Origin of the sequence: Paenibacillus sp. GM1FR, assembly GCF_002803315.1 — a bacterium.
Lineage (GTDB): Bacteria > Bacillota > Bacilli > Paenibacillales > Paenibacillaceae > Paenibacillus > Paenibacillus amylolyticus.
On sequence record NZ_MKZL01000022.1, the window covers coordinates 14,947 to 37,195 of the forward strand.

At 46.4% G+C, this 22,249-nt stretch carries 22 protein-coding genes; 10 read left to right on the forward strand and 12 right to left on the reverse strand.

Features of this window, described 5'->3' with window-relative positions:
- Positions 1–16 precede the first annotated feature (16 nt).
- Complete coding sequence (locus PAEAM_RS15735) at positions 17–697, reverse strand: DUF4956 domain-containing protein (protein WP_100528189.1); 681 nt, start codon at positions 695–697, stop codon at positions 17–19.
- Positions 690–1,508 carry a polyphosphate polymerase domain-containing protein gene (locus PAEAM_RS15740; RefSeq protein ID WP_100528190.1) on the reverse strand — a complete coding sequence of 273 codons (819 nt, stop codon included), beginning with the start codon at positions 1,506–1,508 and terminating at the stop codon, positions 690–692. Before PAEAM_RS15740 ends, PAEAM_RS15735 begins: the two co-directional genes overlap by 8 nt.
- A gap of 254 nt (positions 1,509–1,762) precedes the next feature.
- Between PAEAM_RS15740 and PAEAM_RS15745 the strand changes: the two genes are divergently transcribed.
- The 3 genes from PAEAM_RS15745 to PAEAM_RS15755 all read left to right on the forward strand — a co-directional run bounded on the left by PAEAM_RS15745 (position 1,763) and on the right by PAEAM_RS15755 (position 4,242).
- Positions 1,763–2,440 (forward strand): response regulator transcription factor, encoded by a 678-nt coding sequence (locus PAEAM_RS15745; RefSeq protein ID WP_100528492.1) that lies wholly within the window; start codon positions 1,763–1,765, stop codon positions 2,438–2,440.
- Positions 2,440–3,789 carry a sensor histidine kinase gene (locus tag PAEAM_RS15750; protein WP_100528191.1) on the forward strand — a complete coding sequence of 450 codons (1,350 nt, stop codon included), beginning with the start codon at positions 2,440–2,442 and terminating at the stop codon, positions 3,787–3,789. Before PAEAM_RS15745 ends, PAEAM_RS15750 begins: the two co-directional genes overlap by 1 nt.
- Positions 3,790–3,954: 165 nt before the next feature.
- Positions 3,955–4,242 (forward strand): hypothetical protein, encoded by a 288-nt coding sequence (locus tag PAEAM_RS15755; protein ID WP_370511430.1) that lies wholly within the window; start codon positions 3,955–3,957, stop codon positions 4,240–4,242.
- A 585-nt stretch (positions 4,243–4,827) separates the two neighbouring features.
- Here PAEAM_RS15755 and PAEAM_RS15760 read toward each other — a convergent pair.
- Positions 4,828–5,595 (reverse strand): SDR family NAD(P)-dependent oxidoreductase, encoded by a 768-nt coding sequence (locus PAEAM_RS15760; RefSeq protein WP_036612166.1) that lies wholly within the window; start codon positions 5,593–5,595, stop codon positions 4,828–4,830.
- 195 nt (positions 5,596–5,790) lie between these two features.
- On the opposite strand from PAEAM_RS15760, the gene PAEAM_RS15765 reads away from it, so the two are divergent.
- The gene (locus PAEAM_RS15765; RefSeq protein WP_100528192.1) at positions 5,791–6,429 is read left to right on the forward strand and encodes a TetR/AcrR family transcriptional regulator; all 639 of its coding nucleotides are present in this window, start codon (positions 5,791–5,793) and stop codon (positions 6,427–6,429) included.
- 234 nt (positions 6,430–6,663) lie between these two features.
- Here the strand turns inward: PAEAM_RS15765 and cobA are convergent, their stop codons facing one another.
- Genes cobA through nirB form a run of 4 tightly spaced genes read right to left on the reverse strand, consistent with a single transcriptional unit; the run spans position 6,664 to position 11,125 of the window.
- A complete protein-coding gene (gene cobA / locus PAEAM_RS15770) occupies positions 6,664–7,434 on the reverse strand; it encodes a uroporphyrinogen-III C-methyltransferase (RefSeq protein WP_100528193.1) in 771 nt (256 codons plus the stop codon).
- Positions 7,431–8,312 (reverse strand): formate/nitrite transporter family protein, encoded by an 882-nt coding sequence (locus PAEAM_RS15775; RefSeq protein WP_100528194.1) that lies wholly within the window; start codon positions 8,310–8,312, stop codon positions 7,431–7,433. Before PAEAM_RS15775 ends, cobA begins: the two co-directional genes overlap by 4 nt.
- A gap of 37 nt (positions 8,313–8,349) precedes the next feature.
- Positions 8,350–8,667 carry a nitrite reductase small subunit NirD gene (nirD, locus tag PAEAM_RS15780; protein WP_036612155.1) on the reverse strand — a complete coding sequence of 106 codons (318 nt, stop codon included), beginning with the start codon at positions 8,665–8,667 and terminating at the stop codon, positions 8,350–8,352.
- A 16-nt stretch (positions 8,668–8,683) separates the two neighbouring features.
- Entirely contained in the window at positions 8,684–11,125 is a 2,442-nt protein-coding gene (nirB, locus tag PAEAM_RS15785) for a nitrite reductase large subunit NirB (RefSeq protein ID WP_100528195.1), read from the reverse strand.
- A 590-nt stretch (positions 11,126–11,715) separates the two neighbouring features.
- On the opposite strand from nirB, the gene PAEAM_RS15790 reads away from it, so the two are divergent.
- Positions 11,716–12,309 (forward strand): ANTAR domain-containing response regulator, encoded by a 594-nt coding sequence (locus PAEAM_RS15790; RefSeq protein ID WP_100528196.1) that lies wholly within the window; start codon positions 11,716–11,718, stop codon positions 12,307–12,309.
- 18 nt (positions 12,310–12,327) lie between these two features.
- The gene (locus PAEAM_RS15795; protein WP_100528197.1) at positions 12,328–13,404 is read left to right on the forward strand and encodes an anthranilate phosphoribosyltransferase; all 1,077 of its coding nucleotides are present in this window, start codon (positions 12,328–12,330) and stop codon (positions 13,402–13,404) included.
- A gap of 41 nt (positions 13,405–13,445) precedes the next feature.
- On the opposite strand, the gene PAEAM_RS15800 is transcribed toward PAEAM_RS15795, so the two are convergent.
- Together PAEAM_RS15800 and PAEAM_RS15805 are read right to left on the reverse strand one after the other, a co-directional pair.
- A complete protein-coding gene (locus tag PAEAM_RS15800; RefSeq protein WP_026081401.1) occupies positions 13,446–13,958 on the reverse strand; it encodes an acyl-CoA thioesterase in 513 nt (170 codons plus the stop codon).
- Positions 13,959–14,170: 212 nt separating this feature from the next.
- Positions 14,171–14,794: an acetate uptake transporter gene (locus PAEAM_RS15805; protein WP_036671640.1), complete on the reverse strand. Its 624-nt coding sequence runs from the start codon at positions 14,792–14,794 to the stop codon at positions 14,171–14,173.
- A gap of 435 nt (positions 14,795–15,229) precedes the next feature.
- Here PAEAM_RS15805 and PAEAM_RS15810 point away from each other — a divergent pair, with 435 nt between their 5' ends.
- Entirely contained in the window at positions 15,230–15,406 is a 177-nt protein-coding gene (locus tag PAEAM_RS15810) for an aspartyl-phosphate phosphatase Spo0E family protein (RefSeq protein ID WP_017691636.1), read from the forward strand.
- Positions 15,407–15,579: 173 nt separating this feature from the next.
- Here the strand turns inward: PAEAM_RS15810 and PAEAM_RS15815 are convergent, their stop codons facing one another.
- The gene (locus PAEAM_RS15815) at positions 15,580–16,509 is read right to left on the reverse strand and encodes a response regulator (RefSeq protein WP_100528198.1); all 930 of its coding nucleotides are present in this window, start codon (positions 16,507–16,509) and stop codon (positions 15,580–15,582) included.
- Positions 16,510–16,838: 329 nt separating this feature from the next.
- On the opposite strand from PAEAM_RS15815, the gene PAEAM_RS15820 reads away from it, so the two are divergent.
- Positions 16,839–18,275: an alanine/glycine:cation symporter family protein gene (locus tag PAEAM_RS15820; RefSeq protein ID WP_100528199.1), complete on the forward strand. Its 1,437-nt coding sequence runs from the start codon at positions 16,839–16,841 to the stop codon at positions 18,273–18,275.
- Between the two features lie 145 nt (positions 18,276–18,420).
- Here PAEAM_RS15820 and PAEAM_RS32500 read toward each other — a convergent pair whose 3' ends face one another.
- On the reverse strand, positions 18,421–19,260 hold the full coding sequence (locus PAEAM_RS32500; protein ID WP_100528200.1) for a methyl-accepting chemotaxis protein: 840 nt from the start codon (positions 19,258–19,260) through the stop codon (positions 18,421–18,423).
- A gap of 282 nt (positions 19,261–19,542) precedes the next feature.
- Here PAEAM_RS32500 and PAEAM_RS15830 point away from each other — a divergent pair, with 282 nt between their 5' ends.
- A complete protein-coding gene (locus tag PAEAM_RS15830; protein WP_100528201.1) occupies positions 19,543–20,235 on the forward strand; it encodes a Crp/Fnr family transcriptional regulator in 693 nt (230 codons plus the stop codon).
- A 136-nt stretch (positions 20,236–20,371) separates the two neighbouring features.
- Here the strand turns inward: PAEAM_RS15830 and pepT are convergent, their stop codons facing one another.
- The gene (gene pepT / locus PAEAM_RS15835; RefSeq protein WP_036671635.1) at positions 20,372–21,610 is read right to left on the reverse strand and encodes a peptidase T; all 1,239 of its coding nucleotides are present in this window, start codon (positions 21,608–21,610) and stop codon (positions 20,372–20,374) included.
- Between the two features lie 442 nt (positions 21,611–22,052).
- Here pepT and PAEAM_RS15840 point away from each other — a divergent pair, with 442 nt between their 5' ends.
- The gene (locus PAEAM_RS15840; protein WP_017691642.1) at positions 22,053–22,244 is read left to right on the forward strand and encodes a tautomerase family protein; all 192 of its coding nucleotides are present in this window, start codon (positions 22,053–22,055) and stop codon (positions 22,242–22,244) included.
- The last annotated feature ends 5 nt before the right edge of the window (positions 22,245–22,249 follow it).

Consider the following 22,249-nt stretch of genomic DNA (forward strand, 5'->3'; position numbering starts at 1 on the left):
CCCTTCGAATTATAAATTAATATTCCGTTGTTGGACTCATGGTTAATGAGATATCCAGGTTGCCGTTCCGTGTGCGGATCGCATCGAGGAATTCCTTTTGGCTAACACTTTCGTGAATGGTTACACTGTAGACCAGCTCATACAGACTGCCGAGTTCGGTCGTTCTGATTTTTTTCAGATCAAAAGGTACGTTGAATGTATGGAACACTTCATTAAGAGCTTCTTCATAACTCAAGTTTTCGGGAATGGTGACTTTCAGCGTTTTCAGCTGACTCTTCTTGCCGCCAAAGTTGAAGCGACTCAGAACAAACATCAGTACACACAGGATAATGGTGAACAATACCGCGTATCCAAAAGCGCCTACACCGCAGGCAAGACCGGAAGCCATCGTGAACAATACGTAAGCAATGTCTTTTGGATCACCAGGGGCACTTCGGAATCGGATGATCGAGAAGGCACCTGCCAAGCTGAAAGCTCGTGCGATGTTGCTACCGATGAGCAGGATGATGATGGCGACAATGACGGGCAGAACAACCATCGTTAAGGTGAAGCTCTGGGAGTATGTGCTTTGGTTAGTTTTCATGTAGGTGAGGCTGATGATCAACCCCAGAATGATGGCAAGACCAATGGTGATGACTGCGTTGTTAAACGTCAGGTTGGTATCGGTTAGGGCTGAACTGAACAGTGAATCAAGCATATAGGACACGCTCTCTTTCTATAATCGTTTTATCTTGTTCTATGGATGGGTTAAAATCGGTACCTGGTACAAGAATGCGCTCTGTCTGGTAATTTAGGTTGGTTGTTCTAGCTAGGTGTCTGTACTCGTTGCCGTATTTGGAGAATCCGGTACGGTACAGTCCATGTTCGGACAGCAGTTGTGACAGCCACATCGGAACGGTTTTCTCGGCTTTCACTTCCATCAGCCATCGTCCGTCCTTCACCAGCGGTTCACCGTAATCTCCCTGTTCCAGCTTCAGATCGTATCTGCGACTGCGGATGTTGGTGTCAAAGGTAATGCGGAGATCCCGGCTGTTCTTGTCGAAGAGCGCTTTGCGTTCATATGCCAGATATACTTTCGGTTCCAGATCGTATACCCGAAGGAAATATTTGATCTCCTCGACAACTTGTTTGTTCATGTAATCCGCCAGCTCTGGCGCCTGCCCCGAACGGACGAATTCGTAAGCTTCATCCAGTTTCAAGGCTGTTCTACGTTTGTTCACCAGGCCAAAGACTTTCTTTTTGATCTCCAGATACACTTTGGCGTTCTCTTCAGGGATTCCATAAGCTCGCAGTCTCAGCTTCTCCTTGTATTTTGGTTTGGAGAGACTGGCGCGGATCAGCGAATCCTGCGGAGTGTCGAAGTACAGGTTACTGATGGAGTAGTACTCATGTTTCTTGTTGTAGGCATCCAGCTCCATGTATTTCAGCAGGTCATTGTAGAAATGTGCGTACTGCTCATCCGTCAGAAGATACTTGCTCTCATATCGGTTGAATACTTCAATAGCCATGTGCGACTCATTCCTTTCGTTGGTGGGTTGTATGTTTTGTTGCATCGTGTATTGCTTCCATGTCTGTATCTTAGAGCCCCAACCTTGAATGAATCTTAAATGGTTTTACATTGCGTTAACATTTTTTTACCTTCCTATAATAGTGCGCATACACAAAATGAATTAAGATTGATTCAAGGTTTCATTGATAGAATAAGAACATATAAAACAAGTCCCATTGAGAGAAATAATTCAAGCAGAGGAATGAATAGATGATGAGAATATTAATTGCGGAAGATGAGGTTCATTTGGCAGAGGCTGTATCGCAGATTTTGAAAAAAAACAACTACTCCGTGGACATGGTCCACGACGGCAGGTCAGGATTGGATTATGCGCAGAGTGGCATCTACGACCTGTTACTACTCGACATCATGATGCCGGAGATGGACGGGATCACCGTCCTGAAGAAACTTCGCAGTGAAGGCAATCATACGCCTGTCATTCTGCTTACTGCGAAAGGTGAACTATCGGACAAAGTCACAGGCCTCGATTATGGTGCCGATGATTATATCGCCAAGCCTTTTGCCACAGAGGAATTACTGGCCCGGATTCGTGCAGCCTTACGACGGAAGGGCGAAGTGATTCCCGAGGATGGGCTGAAGTTTGGCGACATTGAGCTGAATACAACTCAACTGAAGCTGAGCGTTCAGGGTAAGGAGATCAAGCTGAATTTGAAGGAGAATGAACTGCTGGAGCTGTTGATTGCCCGCAAACAGGCGATTACCTCCAAAGAGCAGATTATTGAGAAGTTATGGGGATTTGATTCGGAAGTGGAGTATAACAATGTGGAGGTGTACATCTCGTTTTTACGCAAAAAATTAACCTTCTTGAACTCTGCCGTCCGCATTAACACGATTCGGGGTGTGGGGTATGTACTTGAGGTGACGTCCTGATGTTCAAGAAACTTCGAAATCGATTCCTGATCGTGAATCTGGTGTCCATCTCCATTATGATGCTGGTGGCATTTGCGACGATCTATACGATTACTTATCAGAATGTGCAGCGTGAGACAAATATGGAGTTGTACAAGGTGTCTGATTTCTATCACAGTCCTTATAATTCATCCAAGATGCCGCGCGGGGAAGGGCAGGGTTCCGGTACAGGGGGTAGTACAGGCTCTGGTTCAAGTTCTGGTTCAGATTCGTTTCCTTCCGATACCATGGGTGGTGATAATGGAGGACCGGGAGGTGATCCTAACTCACCTCCGGCACGTTCCGTTTCGTTCATGATTAAGACGGATGATCAGTGGAAGATTACGGATACACATTCCCGATTTGATATGGAAGATACGTTCTACACCGAGGCGTTACAAAAGGTTGACCAGAATAAAGTTGGTGATTCGGAACGGCAGACGGGGCAATTTGCGCTGGATGGAACGGACTGGGCCTATGTGGTTGATCCGAGCGGTGCCGGGCACATGATCGTATTCATTGATGTGACGGCGCAACAAGGTATTCTTACGAATTTGATTTATACCTTTGCTGTTGTCGGACTGGTGATGTTGATTGTGATCTACTTCCTGAGCCGTTATTTTGCGAATCGCTCCATTGCACCAGTCAGAGAAGCGTTTGAGAAGCAAAAACAATTCATCGGGGATGCTTCACATGAGCTGAAGACACCTCTGGCGATCATCAATACCAATGCTGACGTACTGCTTGCAAATCAGGAGGATACCATAGCAAACCAGGCGAAGTGGCTACACTATATCAAGTCGGAAACCGAGCGTATGACCGGACTTACGAATGATCTGCTCTATCTGACCCAGATGGATGATTCACGCTCCACGATGATTCATGCGAAGTTCAATATGAGCGATGCGGTAGAAAGTATTATTTTGCCGATGGAAGCCGTAATATTTGAGAAAAACATCTCCCTCGACTACAACGTTGAGCCGAATCTTACGGTGCATGGGAACAGTGAGCAGATCAAACAGGTCATTCTGATCCTGCTCGATAATGCGGTGAAGTATTCCGGTCCAAAAGGCGCCGTAAACGTTACCCTCCAGAAACAGAATAATGATGTCATGCTGGCCGTATCCAACACAGGTGAAGGCATTGCACCGGAACATCTGGATCGGATCTTCGATCGATTCTATCGTACGGATTCTTCAAGAGCCCGCAAACATGGTGGGCATGGTCTGGGGCTGGCGATTGCTCGTTCCATTGTGGATCAGCACAAAGGAGAGGTGTATGCTCGAAGTGTAGTTGGAGAGGGTGCTACATTTTACGTGCGGTTGTCGTAGGGGTGGAGATGCGCTGGCGTATGAAAAAATGCTACCTACGTTTCGGCTCAACACTAATCCTTCGCTCCCGCTCTATAATTGTTCTTCAGGCATAAGTTCTGCCTGTAATGGGTTAACCTATGCTACAATGGCAACAGTATGTATGAATCAAGGAGATGACTGAACGTGGCAGAAGCAAACGCAATTAATGAACAAGAAATGATGCAATATATTGCAGATAAAACGAAGGCAAGCCAAGCGAACATCGCTCTTGTGCTGAAGCATGAGCAAGCGTACATCAACAAGGCGCATGAGAATTCCAAAGGCAATGATGTTGATATTGACGGCGATGATCTGGCTGACTACATTCTTAGTCGTAAAGATGTGAAGCTGGATGAGTTGACCGTGGAAAGCATCCTGGATGCTGAGATGGACTACTTGATGGACAAGGGTCACGCGGGATACGTGGATTAAGTTCTGCGTGGATTTGGAGCTTGGACTGTGGCGTGAGGTTTAATGAGATTTGTATCAATGATCGGCGCATGAGGGGCTAGATTATTGGTGTGCGTAGGTTGTTCAGTCCAGCGATTAAGCCTTTCTGTGACCCGGGCAAAATCTAACGAACCTGATACGCCTTATAAGGGTATTTCTCGCTCGTTTGGGAATATAACGAATCTCAGACACGTTATTCTCTGGATTTTAGGACTTTCCCATGCAGTTAAAGCATTTCCGCGGAATTAGCGTGTCTGAGATTCGTTAGTTCGGGAAATAAGCGCTTTTTGCCGAAATAAGGTGCCTTAGGTTCGTTAGAGTGATCACAAGGTGCAACGAGGCGTTAACTGGCTGTTTCAAAAGTACATTTTCAGAGATGCGGCCTAATGAATGGCAAGTGTTGTACTATAAAAAAGACCTCAACTCCACAATACTGTGGTGTTGAGGCCTTTTTTAGATTGTAGTGACCAGGCATTCCTTCGGGAACACCTGTCGGTATAACTTTTTTAAGGATGGACTTGAAGTTCTATCGACCCAATCCCTATCAATCCCACCGTTTATAGCTTCTTATTGACCAACCATACCGCCATCTACGGTGTAAAGGGAAGCTGTTACATAAGATGCTTCTTCGGACAACAGGAAGTTCATTACCGCAGCGACTTCTTCCGGTTCGCCGTAACGGCCCATTGGAATGCTAGACACGGTTGCTGATTGATAATCTTCCACGTTACCGGAATTAGCTTCGATCTGACGCATCATGCGTGTATTGATTGTACCGGGCAATACAGCGTTAACCCGGATATTATAAGGTGCCAATTCATTTGCAGCGGTACGAGTGAGACCAACTACGGCATGTTTGGACATAATATATGGAGATACAGCAGGTGCACCCATCAGACCCGCGAGGGAAGAGGTATTAAGAATCGCACCGGATTTTTGTTTTTTCATCACTGGAATGACATTTTGCAGACCCAGGAATACTCCACGAATGTTGACGTTATATACGGTGTCGAGTGCTTCAACACTCAGGTCTTCGATCAGCCCTGTTGGACCTTCAATTCCGGCATTGTTGGCAAAATAATCGATTCGACCAAAAGCATCCAATGCTTTTTGCACATAGTTTTTCACGTCTGCTTCTTGGGATACGTTCGCTTTTACGGCGATGACGTGCTCTTTGTCGAGGTTCAGATCAGTAATTGTCTGCTGGATGGCTTCTTCATTCAGGTCCACCAGAACCAAGTTGATTTTGCGTTCAGCCAGGCGGCGTGCCAATTCTTTACCAATGCCTCCAGCTGCTCCTGTAATAACGGCTGTATGTGTATAAGATGTACTCATGAACTATCCGCTCCTTATTCATTATTGGCAGGTATTTCTCAAAAAAAGTTTCAACCTGTCGTCTATCTTTCCTGTCTCAATGTTAAGATATACATAGCAATGTGACAATAATCATTGACATCGCATATGTCAGCTATCGGACAGAGGTGTAAGCGGTGTTCATTTATATTACAATAATGAACAAAGGAGGCGAAAATGTTGATCATTGAACATCCTCAGGACCGGAGAGCACGAAGAACGCAGGATGCGATCATCGCTGCGGCGGTTTCTTTGATATTAGAGAAGGGAGCGGATGCCCTCACAATCCGGGATATTACGGAACGGGCAGATTACAACCGGGGAACCTTCTATTTACATTTTCCCGGCAAACCGGAGTTGTTGCAGTTCATTCTGGATGATTTCATGCAGGGAGTGGGGCGAGCTTATGCAGAACCATACGCACAGCTTACAGAAGTGGACATGACTGCATTGCTGCCATCCACGATGCCTGTATTCGAATATATTGAAGCCCATCAGGATATCTTTCGTGCATTAATAACGATGCATTCAGATATGAGCTCTCGGCTATGCAATATGTTTAGAACGTATCTAACCGAAGATTTTGTATTGGTGACCGAGGATAGTGAGTGGACGATTAATTACGACATCATGTTAAGTTATCTGGTATCTGCTACGGTAGGCGTAATCATGCATTGGGCGGAGATTGGATTCAAATATTCTGCGCATTATATGGGAGAGCAGCTTACGGCGCTGATTAACATCAAACCGACCCGTCTGCTGATTGAACCAGGGCAGAAGGGTCGGACTATTCACGAGCGTATGCTGTTGGATTAAAGGTCGAATGAGAGTTTTGTTCTATATCAATTGAACTAAAGAATATTTACACTGCACACTCCGATGACAGAACAACCTCTCCGATCGCTGTTATCCCCAGATTTTTTTGATTCCTTTTATAAAGGGTAAATCCGGGGATAAAGGCGAACGCTCCGCTTCTTCAGGTCGTTTCTGTCCTCTCCGTTTTGTGTAAATGTTTAGTTCAATTGATATAGATGAAGAAATCCAATTCGATTATCCTGTCATGGAGGCGTTAGCGGCCTGTTGCATCTGAAGCAGCTGTTCGCGGATCAGGACCGACTCTCCGATCATGATTAATGCGGGATTATTCACTTGATGCGACTTGGCGAGGGAATGGAGTTCGGCAAGTGTGCCGGTAATAATTTGTTCCTTCGAAGTGGTTCCCCGTTCGATTAAAGCCGCAGGGGTGTGTCCGCTTTTGCCATGGTGAAGCAATTCATGTTGGATCTGGGGTAGTTGGCTAATGCCCATGTAGATGACCAGTGTATCCACACTATGGGCGAGCAGATCCCAGCGGACCGAAGATACACTTCCATCACTGCCGGTTCCCGTGACACATGCGAAGGATGAAGCAACCCCGCGATGGGTTAAGGGAATAAGGGATGAAGCGGATGTACCTACAGCTGAAGTGATGCCAGGAATGATCTCAAATGCAATCCCTGCTTCCGCCAGCACAAGCGCTTCTTCACCACCACGGCCAAAGATGAACGGATCGCCGCCCTTGAGTCTTACGACTTGTTTGCCTTCCGCCGCATGTGCAGCAAGCATCCGTCCAATCATCTCCTGACTCATGGAATGAAGGCCTGGAGCCTTGCCGCAGTAGATGCGGAGTGCTCCTTCGCGAGCCTCAGCGAGCAATTGATCATTCACAAGCCGATCATACATAATGACATCTGCGGACTGAATACGTTTCAGGGCTTTTACCGTAATCAGATCCGGATCTCCAGGACCAGCGCCAACAATACTAACTAAGCCCCGGCTCATGATCGTGTCCCCAATTTCGGTGCAGCATCAGAACTTGCCAATCCTGAACGACCACCCTGAATGGTTGCCAGTTTAGTAGATATCTTCACCGGATTTCCCCAGTGGTGTGCGGCATACAGACCGAGACCAGTAAATACGGCTCCGCCTATGAGATTGCCCAGCAATACCGGAATCTGATTCCATAGCCACCAGTCAGCGAGACTGACCTGTGCACCAAGCATCATGCCTGCCGGGATGACAAACATATTTACCACAGCATGCTCAAATCCCTGAGCAAAAAATATGGTAATGGGCAGCCACATCGCTACGATTTTGCCCAGTGTGGAAGTGGACGTCATTGCCATCACTGCCCCGAGTGTGACCATCCAGTTACATAGAATGGCTTTGATGATGACCAGTACAATGCCAGCCCCACCCAAGTGCTGATACCCCAATGTTTTGGTTTCACTGGTCTGGATCAGCGTTTGAATTAGAGGGTTGCTCATATCCGTACCCATCTTGGTAATGGTCAGGCCGTATAACAGAGCATAGAATGCACATCCGAGCAGATGTCCTGTGATCACCCAAAAATAATTTCGGAGCATATCCATCCATGTAATTCTACGTTTCAACACTGCGAGTGGAAGCATCGCAAAGTTTCCTGTCACCAATTCGAGACCCAGCAGAATAATGATGACAAATCCCGCCGGGAATATCAGTGCACCTGCCAAACCAACGGAAGTTTGAGATACAGCGGTATATGCCATTGTGGTTGCAAAGGCAAGGATTGCCCCTGCCAGAAAACCGCGGAGCAGCATCTGTACCCGACTCATTCTGGCTTTGCTCTCACCAGCTTCGACCATCGATTGCAGCACTTCTGCAGGTTTAACAAAATCCATAGCGCACGCCTCCTTGATGTCAGGGTATCTCTAGCCTTTAACCCGCAATTGTGATGAAGATTTCTCCGCTGTTGCCGTCTACTTCTGTTTTGTAGGTATTCAAGCAGCCTTCGTCCGGCTCGTGTACCTTACCGTTACGCAGATCAATCTTCCAATCATGCAAAGGACAATGAACCGCTGTCCCGCACACCATGCCTTCCGACAGCTTGCCGCCCTTGTGAGGGCAGCGATTCTCGACGGCATGCAGACTTCCGTCGCTCAGTTTGAAGACTGCAATTTCCGTATCCTGTATCAGGAAGGTCCGTGCTCCCTTTTCATCAATATCTGCAAGGTGTCCAATCCGGAATTTGTTCATCGCTGTTCCTCCTCTTCTAGTGGGTTACCGGCTCGGCACCGGACAGTGGGGTGAAGTTTTTACGTAATTTCTCGTCTTGTATGATTTCTTTCCAAGGATCAACCGTGTGACCCAGTGTAACTTCCAGACGTTCAACCAGAGCGAGACGTACATCCCGATCCGCCAATGCTTCCTTCACATGATCCAGACCAACCCGTTCAATCCAAGCCGCTGTTCTCTCATTCCATTTTGCGTTCTCTCTATAATATTGCAGGTAAGAGTAAGTCCACTCTTCCACTTCCGCATCGGTCTTCACCGTACACAGCAACTCGGCTGCACGAACCTTGACTCCCGCGTTACCGCCAACATGAATCTCCCAAGCGCCATCAATGGCGACAACACCCAGATCCTTGATGGTCGCTTCAGCACAGTTCCGCGGACATCCGGAGACAGCGAGTTTCACTTTGGCTGGAGCCACCATCTTGTCGAGTTTTTTCTCCAGACGAATACCCATCTCAATGGAATCTTGTGTGCCGAATCGGCAGAACGTATTACCTACACAAGTCTTCACCGTACGAAGCGCCTTGCCATAACCAAAACCGGAAGGCATATCGAGTTCCTCCCAGATCTTCGGCAGGTTCTCTTTCTGTACACCGAGCAGATCGAGTCGTTGCCCACCCGTGAATTTCACCAACGGAACATCGTATTTCTCTGCGACAGTTGCAATCTTGATCAATTCCGCCGGGGAAGTGACACCACCATAGATCCGTGGAATAACGGAGTAGGTACCGTCTTTCTGGATATTGGCGTGATAACGCTCATTGGTGAATTTGGATACACGCTCATCTGTGTATTCAGCCGGCCAGATCATCCCGAGATAATAGTTGAGGGAAGGGCGGCACTTGGAGCAACCTTCCGGTTCATTCCAACCGAGAACATTCATGACTTCCTTGACGCTTTTGAGTCCCATCTCCTTGATCTGTGCAACAATCTCATCCCGATCATAGGATGTACAGCCACAGATGCCTTCTTTAGTCTGTTCACCTACATTATCACCGGCATAATATGTGAGCAGGTTTTCGATAATAGGTTTGCACCCACCGCAAGAAGCGGAAGCTTTGGTACAGGATTTGATTGCACCGAGTGTATTACAGCCTTTATTCAGAACAGCGTCTCCGATGGAAGATTTGGTAACACCGTTACAACCACAGACGATCTCGTCATCCGGCATACTTGCCATGCGTTCTGCGACAGATGGACCCGAGCCTGAACCACCGGAAGGTACACCGAGTAGAATTTCTTTCTCCCGACCACTGATGTTCTCACCACTCTTAATGAGGGAAAACAGCGATGCGCCATCCGTGGTATCACCGAACAATACAGCTCCGATCAGCTGTCCGTCTTTGATCACCATCTTTTTGTACACGCCATCAACGTCATCCTGAATACGAATGCTGCGAGTGTCCGCAGCGTCTTTGAATTGTCCGGCAGAGAATACGTCAACACCGGATACTTTCAGCTTGGTAGAAGTGACTGAACCTGCGTATCCATCGGTTGCCGCACCAGCCAGGCGTTTTGCGAGCACCATACCTTGTTCATATAATGGAGCAACCAGTCCGTAGGCAATACCGCGGTGTTCTGCACATTCGCCGACGGCAGATATACTTGGGATGCTGGTATGCATATAATCATCTACAATGACTCCACGATTCACATCGAGGCCGGTATTGCGAGCCAGTTCAATCTGAGGGCGAATCCCGACAGCCATGACAACCAGATCCGCTTCAAGCACCGTTTGATCAGTAAAACGAATGGCTTTTACTCGTTGTTTGCCTGTGATTTCTTCGGTATGTTTGTTCAAAAGGAACTTCATGCCCTGTTCTTCAAGCTCACGCTGGAGCATCAGACCTGCCGGCAAATCCAGGTTCCGGTCCATCAGATGACCGTTAATATGGATGACTGTGACGTCCATGCCCAGATTGAGCAGCCCCCGCGCTGCTTCCAGTCCTAGCAATCCACCTCCAATGACGGCAGCTTTGCGATACTTTTGTGATGCTGCCATCATGGTCTCGCAGTCTTTAATATCGCGGAAACCGATCACGCCTTCCTTGTTAGCTCCGGGAAGAGGGAGGATGAACGCTTGTGAACCGGTTGCCATAATCAGCTCATCATAGGCTGCGCGTACACCATTTTGAGATACAACTTCCTTGTGCTTGGTATCGATCTGAACGACCGGGTCACCCGGGTACACCCGAATGCCGTTATCTTCGTACCAGCTCCACTCATTGATTACGATATCCTCGATGGATGTTCCGCCAGCCAGTACGGAAGATAACATGATCCGGTTGTAGTTGGGATGCGGCTCTGCGCCGAAGACTGTAATTTCATAAGCGTGTGGAGCAAGCTTAAGGATATGTTCGATTGTGCGGATTCCCGCCATGCCATTGCCAACCAGCACCAGTTTTTTCGTTGTACTCATTATGATTAGCCCCCTTAGGTCCATTCTGCAAAATGCCTCAAAACCTTGTCTCTAAAATCGAAAAAGCCTGTTATGCCTCGGAGGACTGCGTATATACATACGCATCCCTTGCTCCGAGATTGCAAAACAGGCTTCATTGCCGTTTCAACCAGCTACGCCGTTGTAACTGTGATCGATTCAAATATGGAGTTGTTATGGCTTAACTATAAAAGATCGATCTAATCATGTCAAGATAGTTAACATAAAAAAGTATTTGAAATTTAAAGTTAATTATGTTTACATGAGTTTATTGGAATATCGAATGGACGACGAAGTTTTACGAGTATATCTTCTTAGTTTAAAGGCTTCTAGATAACGTTAGCACGCTGGATACGATAAATACTGTAGAAAAGGTGCCATGTATAGTGTTTCACCCTTTTTAATTGCAACATGATGAGGCATGAAAAGATCATTCTAATGTTAAAAATAAGACGCATAATCGTCACTACTTAATTTTTGTTAGGTAATGTAACATGTTTATTGCTTTCGTGTATTAACGTCTTAAATGATGTGGACTCTGATTATAGCAATAGGGGAGGGATTGATCCATCATGCGATCTTTATTGGTCATCCGTGTTCAACCAACGATAGCTGCCTCATCCGATGCAATCCCTCTGACACCGGAGAGGCTACTGGGAGCAAACGGGTACCATGTACAGGTGGCGGGCAGTGAAGCGGAAGCGGTGAAGCTAGCTCGTGCGGCCGAAGCGTCCATTTTGCATCTGTCGCTGGCTGATGTGGAGTACTGGGTGAACTGCCTGGGAAAGGGGAAGTCGGATTCACCGCTGCTTTGGTGGTGCGCGCCAGATACAGCCTCTTCCTCCGCAGAATCCTGCGAGGTCGAAACATCATTTGATGGAATACTTACACCATCCATGACTGGGTCCGAGATTCACTGGACTCTTCACTTTGCAGCCCGACGCTACATGGAACGCAAACAGTGGGAGCAGGAACGGAAGCAGTTGCAATCCAGGCTGGAGGATCGGAAGTGGATTGATATGGCGAAGGCTATTCTTAGTGATCTGAAGCAGATTTCAGAGGCCGAAGCCTATGACCTGTTACGCAAGAAAGCGATGGATGAACGAAAACGAATGGTCGATGTAGCCACAGCGATTGTGAAGGCCCATCAACTGCTCCAGTCTTAATTGGAAGGAGGATTCTCCATGGATATGTCTCAGATACTCCGAGAGGTCGGACGTGGGAAACGAGGCTCACGTGATCTGAATTATGCAGAAGCACTGACCGTAGCAGAGAAAATCCTGAAACAGGAGGTTTCCCCTGCCCAGACGGCTGCGTTCCTAATGGCTGAACGTATGAAAATGGAAAACGTCGAGGAACTGGAAGCTTTTGTTCATGCTTGTCGTAACAGTGCGGAACGTTTCTCCATATTTCAGGATGGATTGGACTGTGCGGGTCCCTATGATGGACGAACAAAGTCGTTCATGGCCACGTTTCCTGTTGCGTTTGTACTCGCGGCGGCCGGGTTGCCGGTGACTTTGCATGGGAGTGACCCTTTACCACCCAAATGGGGAGTTACGCTGTCGGTTCTGTTAAAGGAAGCAGGAATTGATACACGTAAAATGGATCGGGAAGATGCACGGAGCGCTGCATTGCGTTCGGGTGTCATGTACGCATCCTCCGAGGATTGGTGCGAACCTCTTCGTAAGCTTCGTCCGTTACGGGAAGAGTTGGGTTTTCGAACGGTGTTTAACACAGCGGAGAAACTGATTGATTATAACCATTCACCGTATTTGGTGTTTGGTGTGTTTCATAATACCTTTCTGGATCGGATTGCGAAGTTGCTCACCCGGTTTAACTATCGGCGTGCTTATGTTGTACAGGGGATGGAAGGTTCTGAGGATCTGTATATTGATCGGCCAACCCGCGTATACGCCGTGGAAGACGGTGATATGAAGCTGGAACTGGTTGATCCTGCAGCCTATGAACTGGATATGCCCGTGCCGGAGCTGGTCTGGACGGCTGCGAAGCAGCTTGAAGTGGCGGAAAGTGTGTTAAGCGGTGAGGCTCATATTGCTTTTGTGAATCAGGTCTTGTTAAATGGAGGTTTCCGCTTGTATGCGGCGGGGCGTGTCAATTCCATCGAAGAGGGCATATACACGTGTCAGGGATTACTGGAGAGTGGTGCAGCGTATCGCATCTATCAGCAGTGGTGTGTCTCCATGGGTGGTGAACTGCCGGATAGCAGAGCGGTGTCCATCTATCCGGCATCGACCAGATAATGTAATGCTGGTGTTCAATCTTGTTATTGTTTAGCGTGTTTTTATTCCCAAGGATAAGTAACGGTCAGGAAGTCAGCGAATTTCTTGCTCTCTTCCCGCCGTTGTTTCCGCATGGCCGCCCGATCCGGAGCGGTCTCGTATAGTTTCTTCTCTTCTTCCGTCTCCGGGATAATGCGGGGTACGATCAGTTTGCGATTATTTTCGTCCAAGGCCACAAAGGTCAGAAATGCAGTCGCCGCAATTTTCTTCTCTCCGGTCTTCAGATCCTCTCGAATCACTTTCACAAAAATCTCCATGGAACTTCGTCCTGTCCAGGACGCGAACGATTCAAGTGTAACCGAATCCGTTGGATTAATCGGGTACAGGAAATCGACAGAGTCGGTTGAAGCCGTTACAGTATTGACCCGGCATAGCTTGGAAGCGGCAATGGATGCAATATCATCGATGTAGGACATCAGCTTGCCACCGAACAGTGTATTATGATTGTTGACATCGGTTGGGAACACCCGTGCCGTCTTGAAACAACGTGTTTCGCGTACATATTTTTTCTCCACCTGATCCATCTCCGTTGGTTTCGGTATCTCTCTCATGCTTTTTTCCTCCTTACAGTATGGCTGCTGTTACATTTCATTTCAGGTGTTGCAGGGTCTACTTCTGATCTAGTATCCCTAGTATAGGTGTCGGTCAGATACATATTCAAATGAAGTTGGACTGCAAAAAAAACCGCCAGGCGCGGACCGGCGCGCTGGCGGTTTACTGCTGTATATTAAGCCTTGGGCTTGAAAATGCCGGACGGTTTGCCGATCGGCAAGAACGCATAACCGAAGTGAGCGTTCAGTACCGAAGCACCTGTACCATACAGGGACACAATTCCGATCGCCAGTTCAGCGTATGCTGCAATGGTGTGGAAAATGTGAGGAGCTACGCCGAAAGCGTCAAAGGTCAAGCCAAGGAACAGGAAGTCAATCAGAATGAAGATGATAAGCAATACTTTATTCGCTTCAATAGCACCAATCGTCATGAACAGGGTGAATACGAGGTATCCGGCAAAAGCAAATCCGAGCTGCTTGCCATCGGCCTGTTCAGCAAGAGTGGAGCCAAATACGCCCATTTTGATCATCCAGTTGGCAGCCATGGCAAACCAGAAGAATGCGTACGCGCCAAAAGCCGTTGTGCCAAAGGTGTTGTTACGTTTGGAATCTTGAATACATGCGAATAGCTGGGCAAAAGCACCCAGGAAGATCGCCCAAGGAATAGCGTAGCTAAGTCCTTCTGTAATGCCAAGCTTTTGGGAAGAAGCGACCAGGGTTACGATAGCCAACCCAAATAATCCCATTGCGCTGGGATCGGCGTTAACAATTTTGACTTTAGTCTGTGAATCGGTCTGCATGGTGATGATAAGCCTCCAATAATATCAAATCAGGATCAATGGCCGTCGTTGGCCGTCCTCTACATTACATCATTTGTATCCGCCGGGTCCGGACACACACATCGCCCTATTGTACCTGAATGACCCCATTATGGAAAGGGATTTTATTACCTTTTGAACCAATAGACTTTTTGTTTTTTCAATATACACATTTACGACACAATCCGTTCTGGCCGTGAATGATGAGGCCAGACGTTAGAATCCAACCCTCGGTGTTACCACTAAAATTGCGTCATATCAGCCATTTTCGGATAAGCTCTAGTGTGATAAAATAATCTTTATCAAAATTTGGAGAAGAATACAAAACATCCTTGTCTCCTATGCCATATGTTAATCCAACTATAGATTGACAGGAAAAACTAAAATGGTTCACAGAATAAGGAGGTATCAGGGGTCATGGTTATGAGTTTGGATTTGAAAAATAAAATAGAGAAGGCCAGACATAACCTTCATATGCTGGTAGAGCATAACAAGGGTGGTCTTGGGCATCCCGATGTGATTCGGCAGTCTATGGCATTGGACGAATTGATTAATGAGTATAACCGAATTAGCCGAAACCATTCACGGGCCTAAACCCAAAGCGATTTTAATTTTATACACGGAACAAATCACATAGATTGTAACGCTTGATCGTACAGACGGGCATGAATATAGCCGGTATGGACAGCCTCAGTTGAAGAGGCGGTATCCTACCGGTGTGATATTCATGCCCGTTTGTTTTTGCATCTTATCCATCATGCATCTGTTTAATGCAGTAATCGTTTGGCTTCCAAATAAAGGACCTGTACGAATTTTTTCGTATTAATGCGTGTCTGGGACAAGGAAGGCTCCACGTTGTTTTGCAGCTCCAGCATTTTCTTGCGAATTTCGGTAAAATCGAAAAATTTGGATGCATAGTTCTCGAACTTGGGATGTGTATAATCTGTTAATCCCAGAGAAACCACATGGCTCAGAGTCTGGAAGATGGCACGGCGAACACGTTGTTCCGATGCCTTGATCTCCTTGTTCACCTCTGCGAGAGAGGCGTCTTCTCCCAGTTTACGTATCGCTACATTCTGGAAGATGTCTTTGAGGGATGGGAACGTATAGGGGGACAGCTTATGTTCATCTGTCTCTACCTGCTCCAGATATTCCAGCATGTCCAGCAGATCCCTGCTGCCCGCTTCGCCGATCATGCCCATCTCGGACAGCAGGAAATGTCCTGCAGTCGTGATTGTTTTGTCCGGAACCGGAGCCGCAGCACGTTCGGTAGAATTTAAACCGGACAATCCCTGCAATGTCCGCTGAATATCTGCGATGGATTGCTGCATCCGAAGCCTTTCGCTCACCAGCCGCAGAACAGATAGAATCTCCAACCGGTTAATCGGCTTCGTAATATAATATTCAATGCCTAGTGAATAGGCTTCTCCGATCATATTTTTCGACTCGATCTGAGAGATCATGACGATCTTGCCCTCGAACCTTCCTTCAAGCGCTCGCACAGTCTGAATCCCGTCTCGTTGGGGCATCAGCAGATCAATCAGCAGTACATCCACCTTATGCAGTTCCAATAGTTCCGCGTGAATATGTGCTCCGTCCTCAGCTTCCCCGGCAATATCGCCCAGGCCTTCATCCTCAATAATATCCATCAACATGGAACGAACGCCAGGATCATCATCCACGATAAAATAACGCATGTCAGTCATTCCCTTTCTCTGCGAATGGTGTGATTGATAAATCTATGGTAAAGGCGGTTAACGCCGCGATGAACTCTCGTTCCAGTGTAATCGTTCCTTTCCTTCTTGCATAGAACCTGACATGTCAGGTTAAATGACAATGATTGGGCGATCAAAGCCCGTTTTTAAAATAAATGTAGGAATTGCATGTAGGTATTTGTCGATTTCCGTAGATGCCCTTGTAGTATAAGTAACATCCCGAAGTCTGGGGCTAGTGTTGTGCAGAATGGTACAAACTTTTCGTGTAACCATCTCTGTGCTTGAAATACACCATAAAAAGGGGCATACCGATGGAGCAAACAATACAAGATATTGTCGTCATTTTCAATGATTTTCTATGGTCCAAAGTGTTAATTATATTATTGGTAGTATGTGGTATATACTTCACCACCAAGACCCGATTCATGCAATTCCGCATGATTGGAGATATGGTAAAGGTGCTTCGAGAGCCAAAAAGCAAGGAACCAGGCAAAATTTCACCTTTTCAGGCGTTTTGTATTAGTATGGCGGCCCGTGTAGGTACAGGGAATATTACCGGTATTGCACTGGCGATCGCACTGGGTGGACCTGGGGCTATATTCTGGATGTGGATCATTGCAATTATCGGGTCAGCCTCCAGTTTTGTGGAGAGTACGTTGGCTCAGATCTATAAAGTGAAGGATAAGGGCGGATTCCGCGGCGGTCCTGCATATTATATGGAACGTGGGTTGGGCAAACGCTGGATGGGGATTTTATTTGCCATTCTCATTACGCTTTCATTCGGTTTGGTCTTTAATGCGGTGCAGTCTAACACGATTACCGTTGCATTTGAGAACTCATTTGGAACGGATCGGTTAACGGTGGGTATCATTATGGCTGTGATATTTGCAGGAATTATCATGGGCGGTGTCAAGCGGATTGCAAAAGCATCGGAATACATCGTTGTTGTACTGGCTGTATTGTACATTGGGGTAGCGGCTTTTGTGGTGCTGGCGAATATTACCGAGCTTCCGGCCATGATTGCGTTGATTGTCAAAAATGCCTTTGGCATCGAACAGGTGGCTGGCGGAACGTTGGGCGCTGCACTGATGAACGGTGTGAAACGCGGATTATTCTCCAATGAGGCGGGCATGGGTAGCGCCCCGAATGCTGCTGCAACGGCGGATACAACACATCCGGTGAAACAGGGACTTATTCAGGCGTTTGGCGTGCTTACAGATACGTTAGTGATATGTACAAGCACAGCCATGATTATTTTGTTATCCGGGGTATACAAAGGTTCCAATCTGGGAGGCATTGAATTAACTCAGGCTGCATTAAGTGTACATATTGGTTCATGGGCATCGGGATTCCTGGCGGTTATGGTGTTCCTGTTTGCCTTCAGTACGCTAATCGGAAATTATTACTATGGAGAAACTAACATTGAGTTTATCAAATCCAACAAAGTTTGGCTGTGGGTATACCGCATTTGCGTTATCGCGATGGTGGTGTTTGGAGCGGTAGCCAAAGTACAGCTGGTATGGGATTTGGCTGACCTGTTCATGGGGCTCATGGTGGTGGTGAACCTGATTGCAATTCTGATGCTTTCCAAGGTGACTTTCGAAGCGTTGAAGGACTACAAGAAACAGAAGGCTGAAGGCCGTGATCCCGTCTTTACCCGGGACCGGATTCATATTCCGGGTGAAGTGGAATGCTGGCAGTCGGAAGAAGAAGTTATAGGAGATAAATCAATACATGTAGCCAATTAAGATTTTATCTGAACGTAGTTGGTTATATAAAATGGGCACAACAAACAACAGGACTTGGATTATCCATCATGGGCAACCCGAGTCCTGTTTGTTGCATATAAAATGTATCTTTGCACTAGCCAAAGTTCATCAAAGATATATTTGATTAATTTTTAACGGAATAGCTGATCAGTTGTTCGGACAGAGCTTTCATTCGCTCCCCTGTTTCATTAAGCTGCTCAATCACATCCGTAAAGGAGGATACAAGTGTTGCTTGTTCCTGTGAAGAGGCTGCAATCTGGGAGACTTCAACTTCCATCTGTTTGATGACCTGTTGTACATCTCTCAGACTAGTATCGATGTCACTTGTAGCTTGTTTGGCATCCACAGAGAGTTTGCGTACTTCGGAAGCAACCACACCGAAGCCGGCACCAGCTTCACCAACACGAGCGGCTTCAATAGCGGCATTCAGGCCAAGCAAGTTGGTTTGCTCAGATATTTCACGAATGAACCCGGCGACTTTGTTGATTTGGGAAGAGTTCTGAACAGCAAGTCTGGTGTTCTGCAAGATCTGCTCACTGGTTGCTTGCAGTTCTTCGGCATGAGCGGCGACATGTTGCACCATATCAACGAGGTTACCATTGATGGTTTGATTTTCTTGTATAATGTCTTCAAGTTGGTTCTGGTTAGATTGGTCATAAGATACACAGAAAACAGCAACAACTTTGTGGTGATCATCAAAGATCGGAATGTTCAGAATATCCAGTTCGATACCATAAACTTCCTTAGAGAGAGTAGCAAGGGTCGCTTCTCTTCCATTTTTTAAGATGGCAAAGTTTTGATACGATTCCAAGAGTGACATTCCTTTTTCAAAACCAAGATCAAATTTATCTGTCATAATGACATCTAATACTTTTTCGTGATCGTAAAGAGTTAAACTAGCTGGTTCTCTGAGGATCAGGCTGATATAAGGCATTACTTTAAGCAGGGCATCTACAACGTTCATGGAAGAGGACCATCCTTTCAATATTTGAGTGTATTATTTTTAACGATCTATGGAATGCTCTATCTTTCATCGGACGGAAATGACTTTTCGTGAACGGCATTTTGCATGAAAGAATGAACATTTTATGATTAAATTTTAAAATATTTCCCATCTAAAATGATTTATTGGATATAAGTGTTAGTTGTAACTATTTTTATATCAAGATATTTGTACGAATGTATATCAAATATAGGACATATGTCCTTTTACATACGTTATATACGACAACGGAGGGAAGTCGGAATGAAAGAAATTATGGACTTTGGACTTGTGCGGCAACTCGCCCGTGAGAATGGGTTGGATCAGGTGCTGGACGAGCCTGCGCTCGCTGAGTTGCGACTACTTGAGGCTGCGAAGGGCGAGATGATATGTGCCAAAGGTGAACGACCCGAGCGGTTATATTTTCTCGTGCAGGGCAAGCTCAAGATCTATACCACCCTGCCTAACGGCAAGTCTCTATTACTTCGTTTCAGTACACCACTTGCGCTTGTGGGAGATTTGGAACTGGTAAATGGCAAGGAGGCTATGAATACGGTAGAGTCTGTGAGCAAAAGCCTGCTGCTGGGTATCAGCTATCGCGCTCTCCAGAATACGTATGCAGAGAACCCTAAGTTTCTCCACTTTATGCTGAGTCAAGTTACGCACAAATTGCATACCTTTTCCAACCTGTCGAGTCTGAATATGTTATATCCGGTCGAGAGCCGATTTGCCAGCTATCTGTTGTCCGCAATGGGCCAGGACGAGTCTTCTTCGGAAGAGATCCAGACCTCCAAGCTCACCGAACTGGCCGATATGCTGGGCACCAGCTATAGACATCTTAATAGAGTTGTTCAAGATCTGTGTAATCGAGATATTATTCGCAAAGTGCAGCGAAAGCTAGTGATCTGTGATCTGGAACAGTTGCGTGTCATCGCAGGAGGCAATATATATGAGTGATGGTATTTTAAAAGTAAGACCAAGCCTGCATATCTAAGCGACATGACGCGACACAATAAAATACAATACGGCACAACAAAGAGCACCCTCACGAATAAACCAAGGGGTGCTCTTTTTGCTCTGCACTTCAAGTGGATTAGATATCTCCGCGTTGTTCGAACAATTGAGCGATCTCTACAATAACACGGGTGGCCTTCACCATATTGTCTACCGATACATATTCGAATTTACCGTGGTAGTTCTCACCACCAGTGAAGATATTTGGTGTTGGCATGCCCATATAGGATAGCTGGGAACCATCTGTTCCTCCCCGAATAGGGCGAATAACAGGTTCGATGTCCAGTCGGGTCATGGCTTCATGGGCAATATCGACGATCTGGCGTACGGGTTCAATTTTCTCGCGCATGTTATAGTACTGGTCATTCAATTCAACCGTGATGCTTTTCTCTCCATACTTGGTCTTCAGTTCGTTTGCGATATGGAGCAGATTTGTTTTGCGCTCTTCAAACTTCTCCCGGTCGAAATCACGGATGATGTAACTCATCTTTGTCAGCTCAACGTCACCCTCCAAAGACAATAGATGATAGAAACCATCATAACCGTCCGTGAATTCAGGAGCTTCCTCCACAGGCAGGCGTCGATTCAATTCCATCGCAATTTTCAGGGAGTTCACCATCTTATCCTTCGCTGTTCCGGGATGCACATTGGTGCCTCGTACGGTAATTTTGGCGGCAGCTGCGTTAAAGCTCTCGTATTCCAGCTCACCAAGCGGTCCGCCATCAACTGTGTACGCATATTTGGCTCCAAAAGCAGCTACATCGAACTTGTGCGGTCCACGGCCAATCTCTTCATCCGGGGTAAACGCAACCCGAATCTTACCGTGTTTCACTTCCGGGTGTTCAATCAAATAGGCCATCGCGGTCATAATCTCGGCAATGCCTGCTTTATTATCTGCACCAAGCAACGTTGTACCGTCGGTTGTGATCAGGGTGTGGCCTTTATACTCATGCAGCTCCGGGAAATCCTTATTGGACAGTACGACATCCAGTTCCGAGTTCAGCACAATGTCAGCACCATCATAGTTATCGATAACCTGTGGTTTGACATTTTTTCCAGTAAAGTCGGTCGCTGTATCGAGGTGAGCCAGGAAACCAATTACAGGAACATCCTTGTCGGTATTGGATGGCAGTGTAGCCATGACATAACCGTTCTCATCCATCGTCACATCTTGCAGACCAATGGAGGTACATTCTTCAACGAGCAGTTTGCCCAAGGCCAGTTGGCCGGGTGTGGAAGGGCATGTCTCGCTATTTTCATCGGATTGGGTATCCATCTGAACATAAGTACTCAGTCTTTGAATTAATATATCTTTCATATATAACCTCTCCCTAGCTTGAGTAGTATATAAGTTGAACTACTTGTTTTACACTGATCCACTACGAGGCCAGAATAACCTTCTGATCGCTGTTATCCCCAGATTTTTTGATCCACTTTTACAAAGGTGAAAATCTGTGGATAGCGTATGCTTTCGAAGTAGCTTTCTTGGAGAAAGCTTTTAGCTCCGCTTCTACAGGTTATTTCTGCCCTCTCCGTTATCGTGTAACCGTTAGTCACAACTTATGTAAATTGGGTATAGTAATTATTGTGGTTCTCTACGGTTATCATATCATGTTTTGCAGTCATTTCCAGAATGGGGCAGATCCGAAATATGAGGATTTCTAGGTATCAAAAAGGGTACTAGGTCACAAAAATGTACGTACTTGTATTTCTATAACTGAGGTTCATAATAAATGATGCAGAAAGGATGTGTTCAAGACATGCCATTTATCACGGTTAAGGTACTGGAAGGCAAGTCGGTCGAACAGAAACGTCAGTTGATTGAACGTATGACTCAGGTGGCTTGTGAGACACTGGATGTTGATCCGAGCAAAGTCTTTATCTTCATTGAGGATTTGGAAAAGGACAATTACGGCAAGAACGGAAAACTGTTTTCGGACTTAGACAAATAAGTAAG

Coding starts and splice junctions, on each gene's coding strand:
- PAEAM_RS15740 (WP_100528190.1), bottom strand. CDS start 1,508: ATGGCTATTGAAGTATTCAACCGATATGAGAGCAAGTATCTTCTGACG.
- PAEAM_RS32500 (WP_100528200.1), bottom strand. CDS start 19,260: ATGAACGTTGTAGATGCCCTGCTTAAAGTAATGCCTTATATCAGCCTG.
- PAEAM_RS15765 (WP_100528192.1), top strand. CDS start 5,791: ATGTTGATCATTGAACATCCTCAGGACCGGAGAGCACGAAGAACGCAG.
- PAEAM_RS15830 (WP_100528201.1), top strand. CDS start 19,543: ATGAAAGAAATTATGGACTTTGGACTTGTGCGGCAACTCGCCCGTGAG.
- PAEAM_RS15840 (WP_017691642.1), top strand. CDS start 22,053: ATGCCATTTATCACGGTTAAGGTACTGGAAGGCAAGTCGGTCGAACAG.
- PAEAM_RS15790 (WP_100528196.1), top strand. CDS start 11,716: ATGCGATCTTTATTGGTCATCCGTGTTCAACCAACGATAGCTGCCTCA.
- PAEAM_RS15795 (WP_100528197.1), top strand. CDS start 12,328: ATGGATATGTCTCAGATACTCCGAGAGGTCGGACGTGGGAAACGAGGC.
- pepT (WP_036671635.1), bottom strand. CDS start 21,610: ATGAAAGATATATTAATTCAAAGACTGAGTACTTATGTTCAGATGGAT.
- cobA (WP_100528193.1), bottom strand. CDS start 7,434: ATGAGCCGGGGCTTAGTTAGTATTGTTGGCGCTGGTCCTGGAGATCCG.
- PAEAM_RS15745 (WP_100528492.1), top strand. CDS start 1,763: ATGAGAATATTAATTGCGGAAGATGAGGTTCATTTGGCAGAGGCTGTA.
- PAEAM_RS15760 (WP_036612166.1), bottom strand. CDS start 5,595: ATGAGTACATCTTATACACATACAGCCGTTATTACAGGAGCAGCTGGA.
- PAEAM_RS15805 (WP_036671640.1), bottom strand. CDS start 14,794: ATGCAGACCGATTCACAGACTAAAGTCAAAATTGTTAACGCCGATCCC.
- PAEAM_RS15735 (WP_100528189.1), bottom strand. CDS start 697: ATGCTTGATTCACTGTTCAGTTCAGCCCTAACCGATACCAACCTGACG.
- PAEAM_RS15750 (WP_100528191.1), top strand. CDS start 2,440: ATGTTCAAGAAACTTCGAAATCGATTCCTGATCGTGAATCTGGTGTCC.
- nirD (WP_036612155.1), bottom strand. CDS start 8,667: ATGAACAAATTCCGGATTGGACACCTTGCAGATATTGATGAAAAGGGA.
- PAEAM_RS15820 (WP_100528199.1), top strand. CDS start 16,839: ATGGAGCAAACAATACAAGATATTGTCGTCATTTTCAATGATTTTCTA.
- nirB (WP_100528195.1), bottom strand. CDS start 11,125: ATGAGTACAACGAAAAAACTGGTGCTGGTTGGCAATGGCATGGCGGGA.
- PAEAM_RS15810 (WP_017691636.1), top strand. CDS start 15,230: ATGGTTATGAGTTTGGATTTGAAAAATAAAATAGAGAAGGCCAGACAT.
- PAEAM_RS15775 (WP_100528194.1), bottom strand. CDS start 8,312: ATGGATTTTGTTAAACCTGCAGAAGTGCTGCAATCGATGGTCGAAGCT.
- PAEAM_RS15815 (WP_100528198.1), bottom strand. CDS start 16,509: ATGCGTTATTTTATCGTGGATGATGATCCTGGCGTTCGTTCCATGTTG.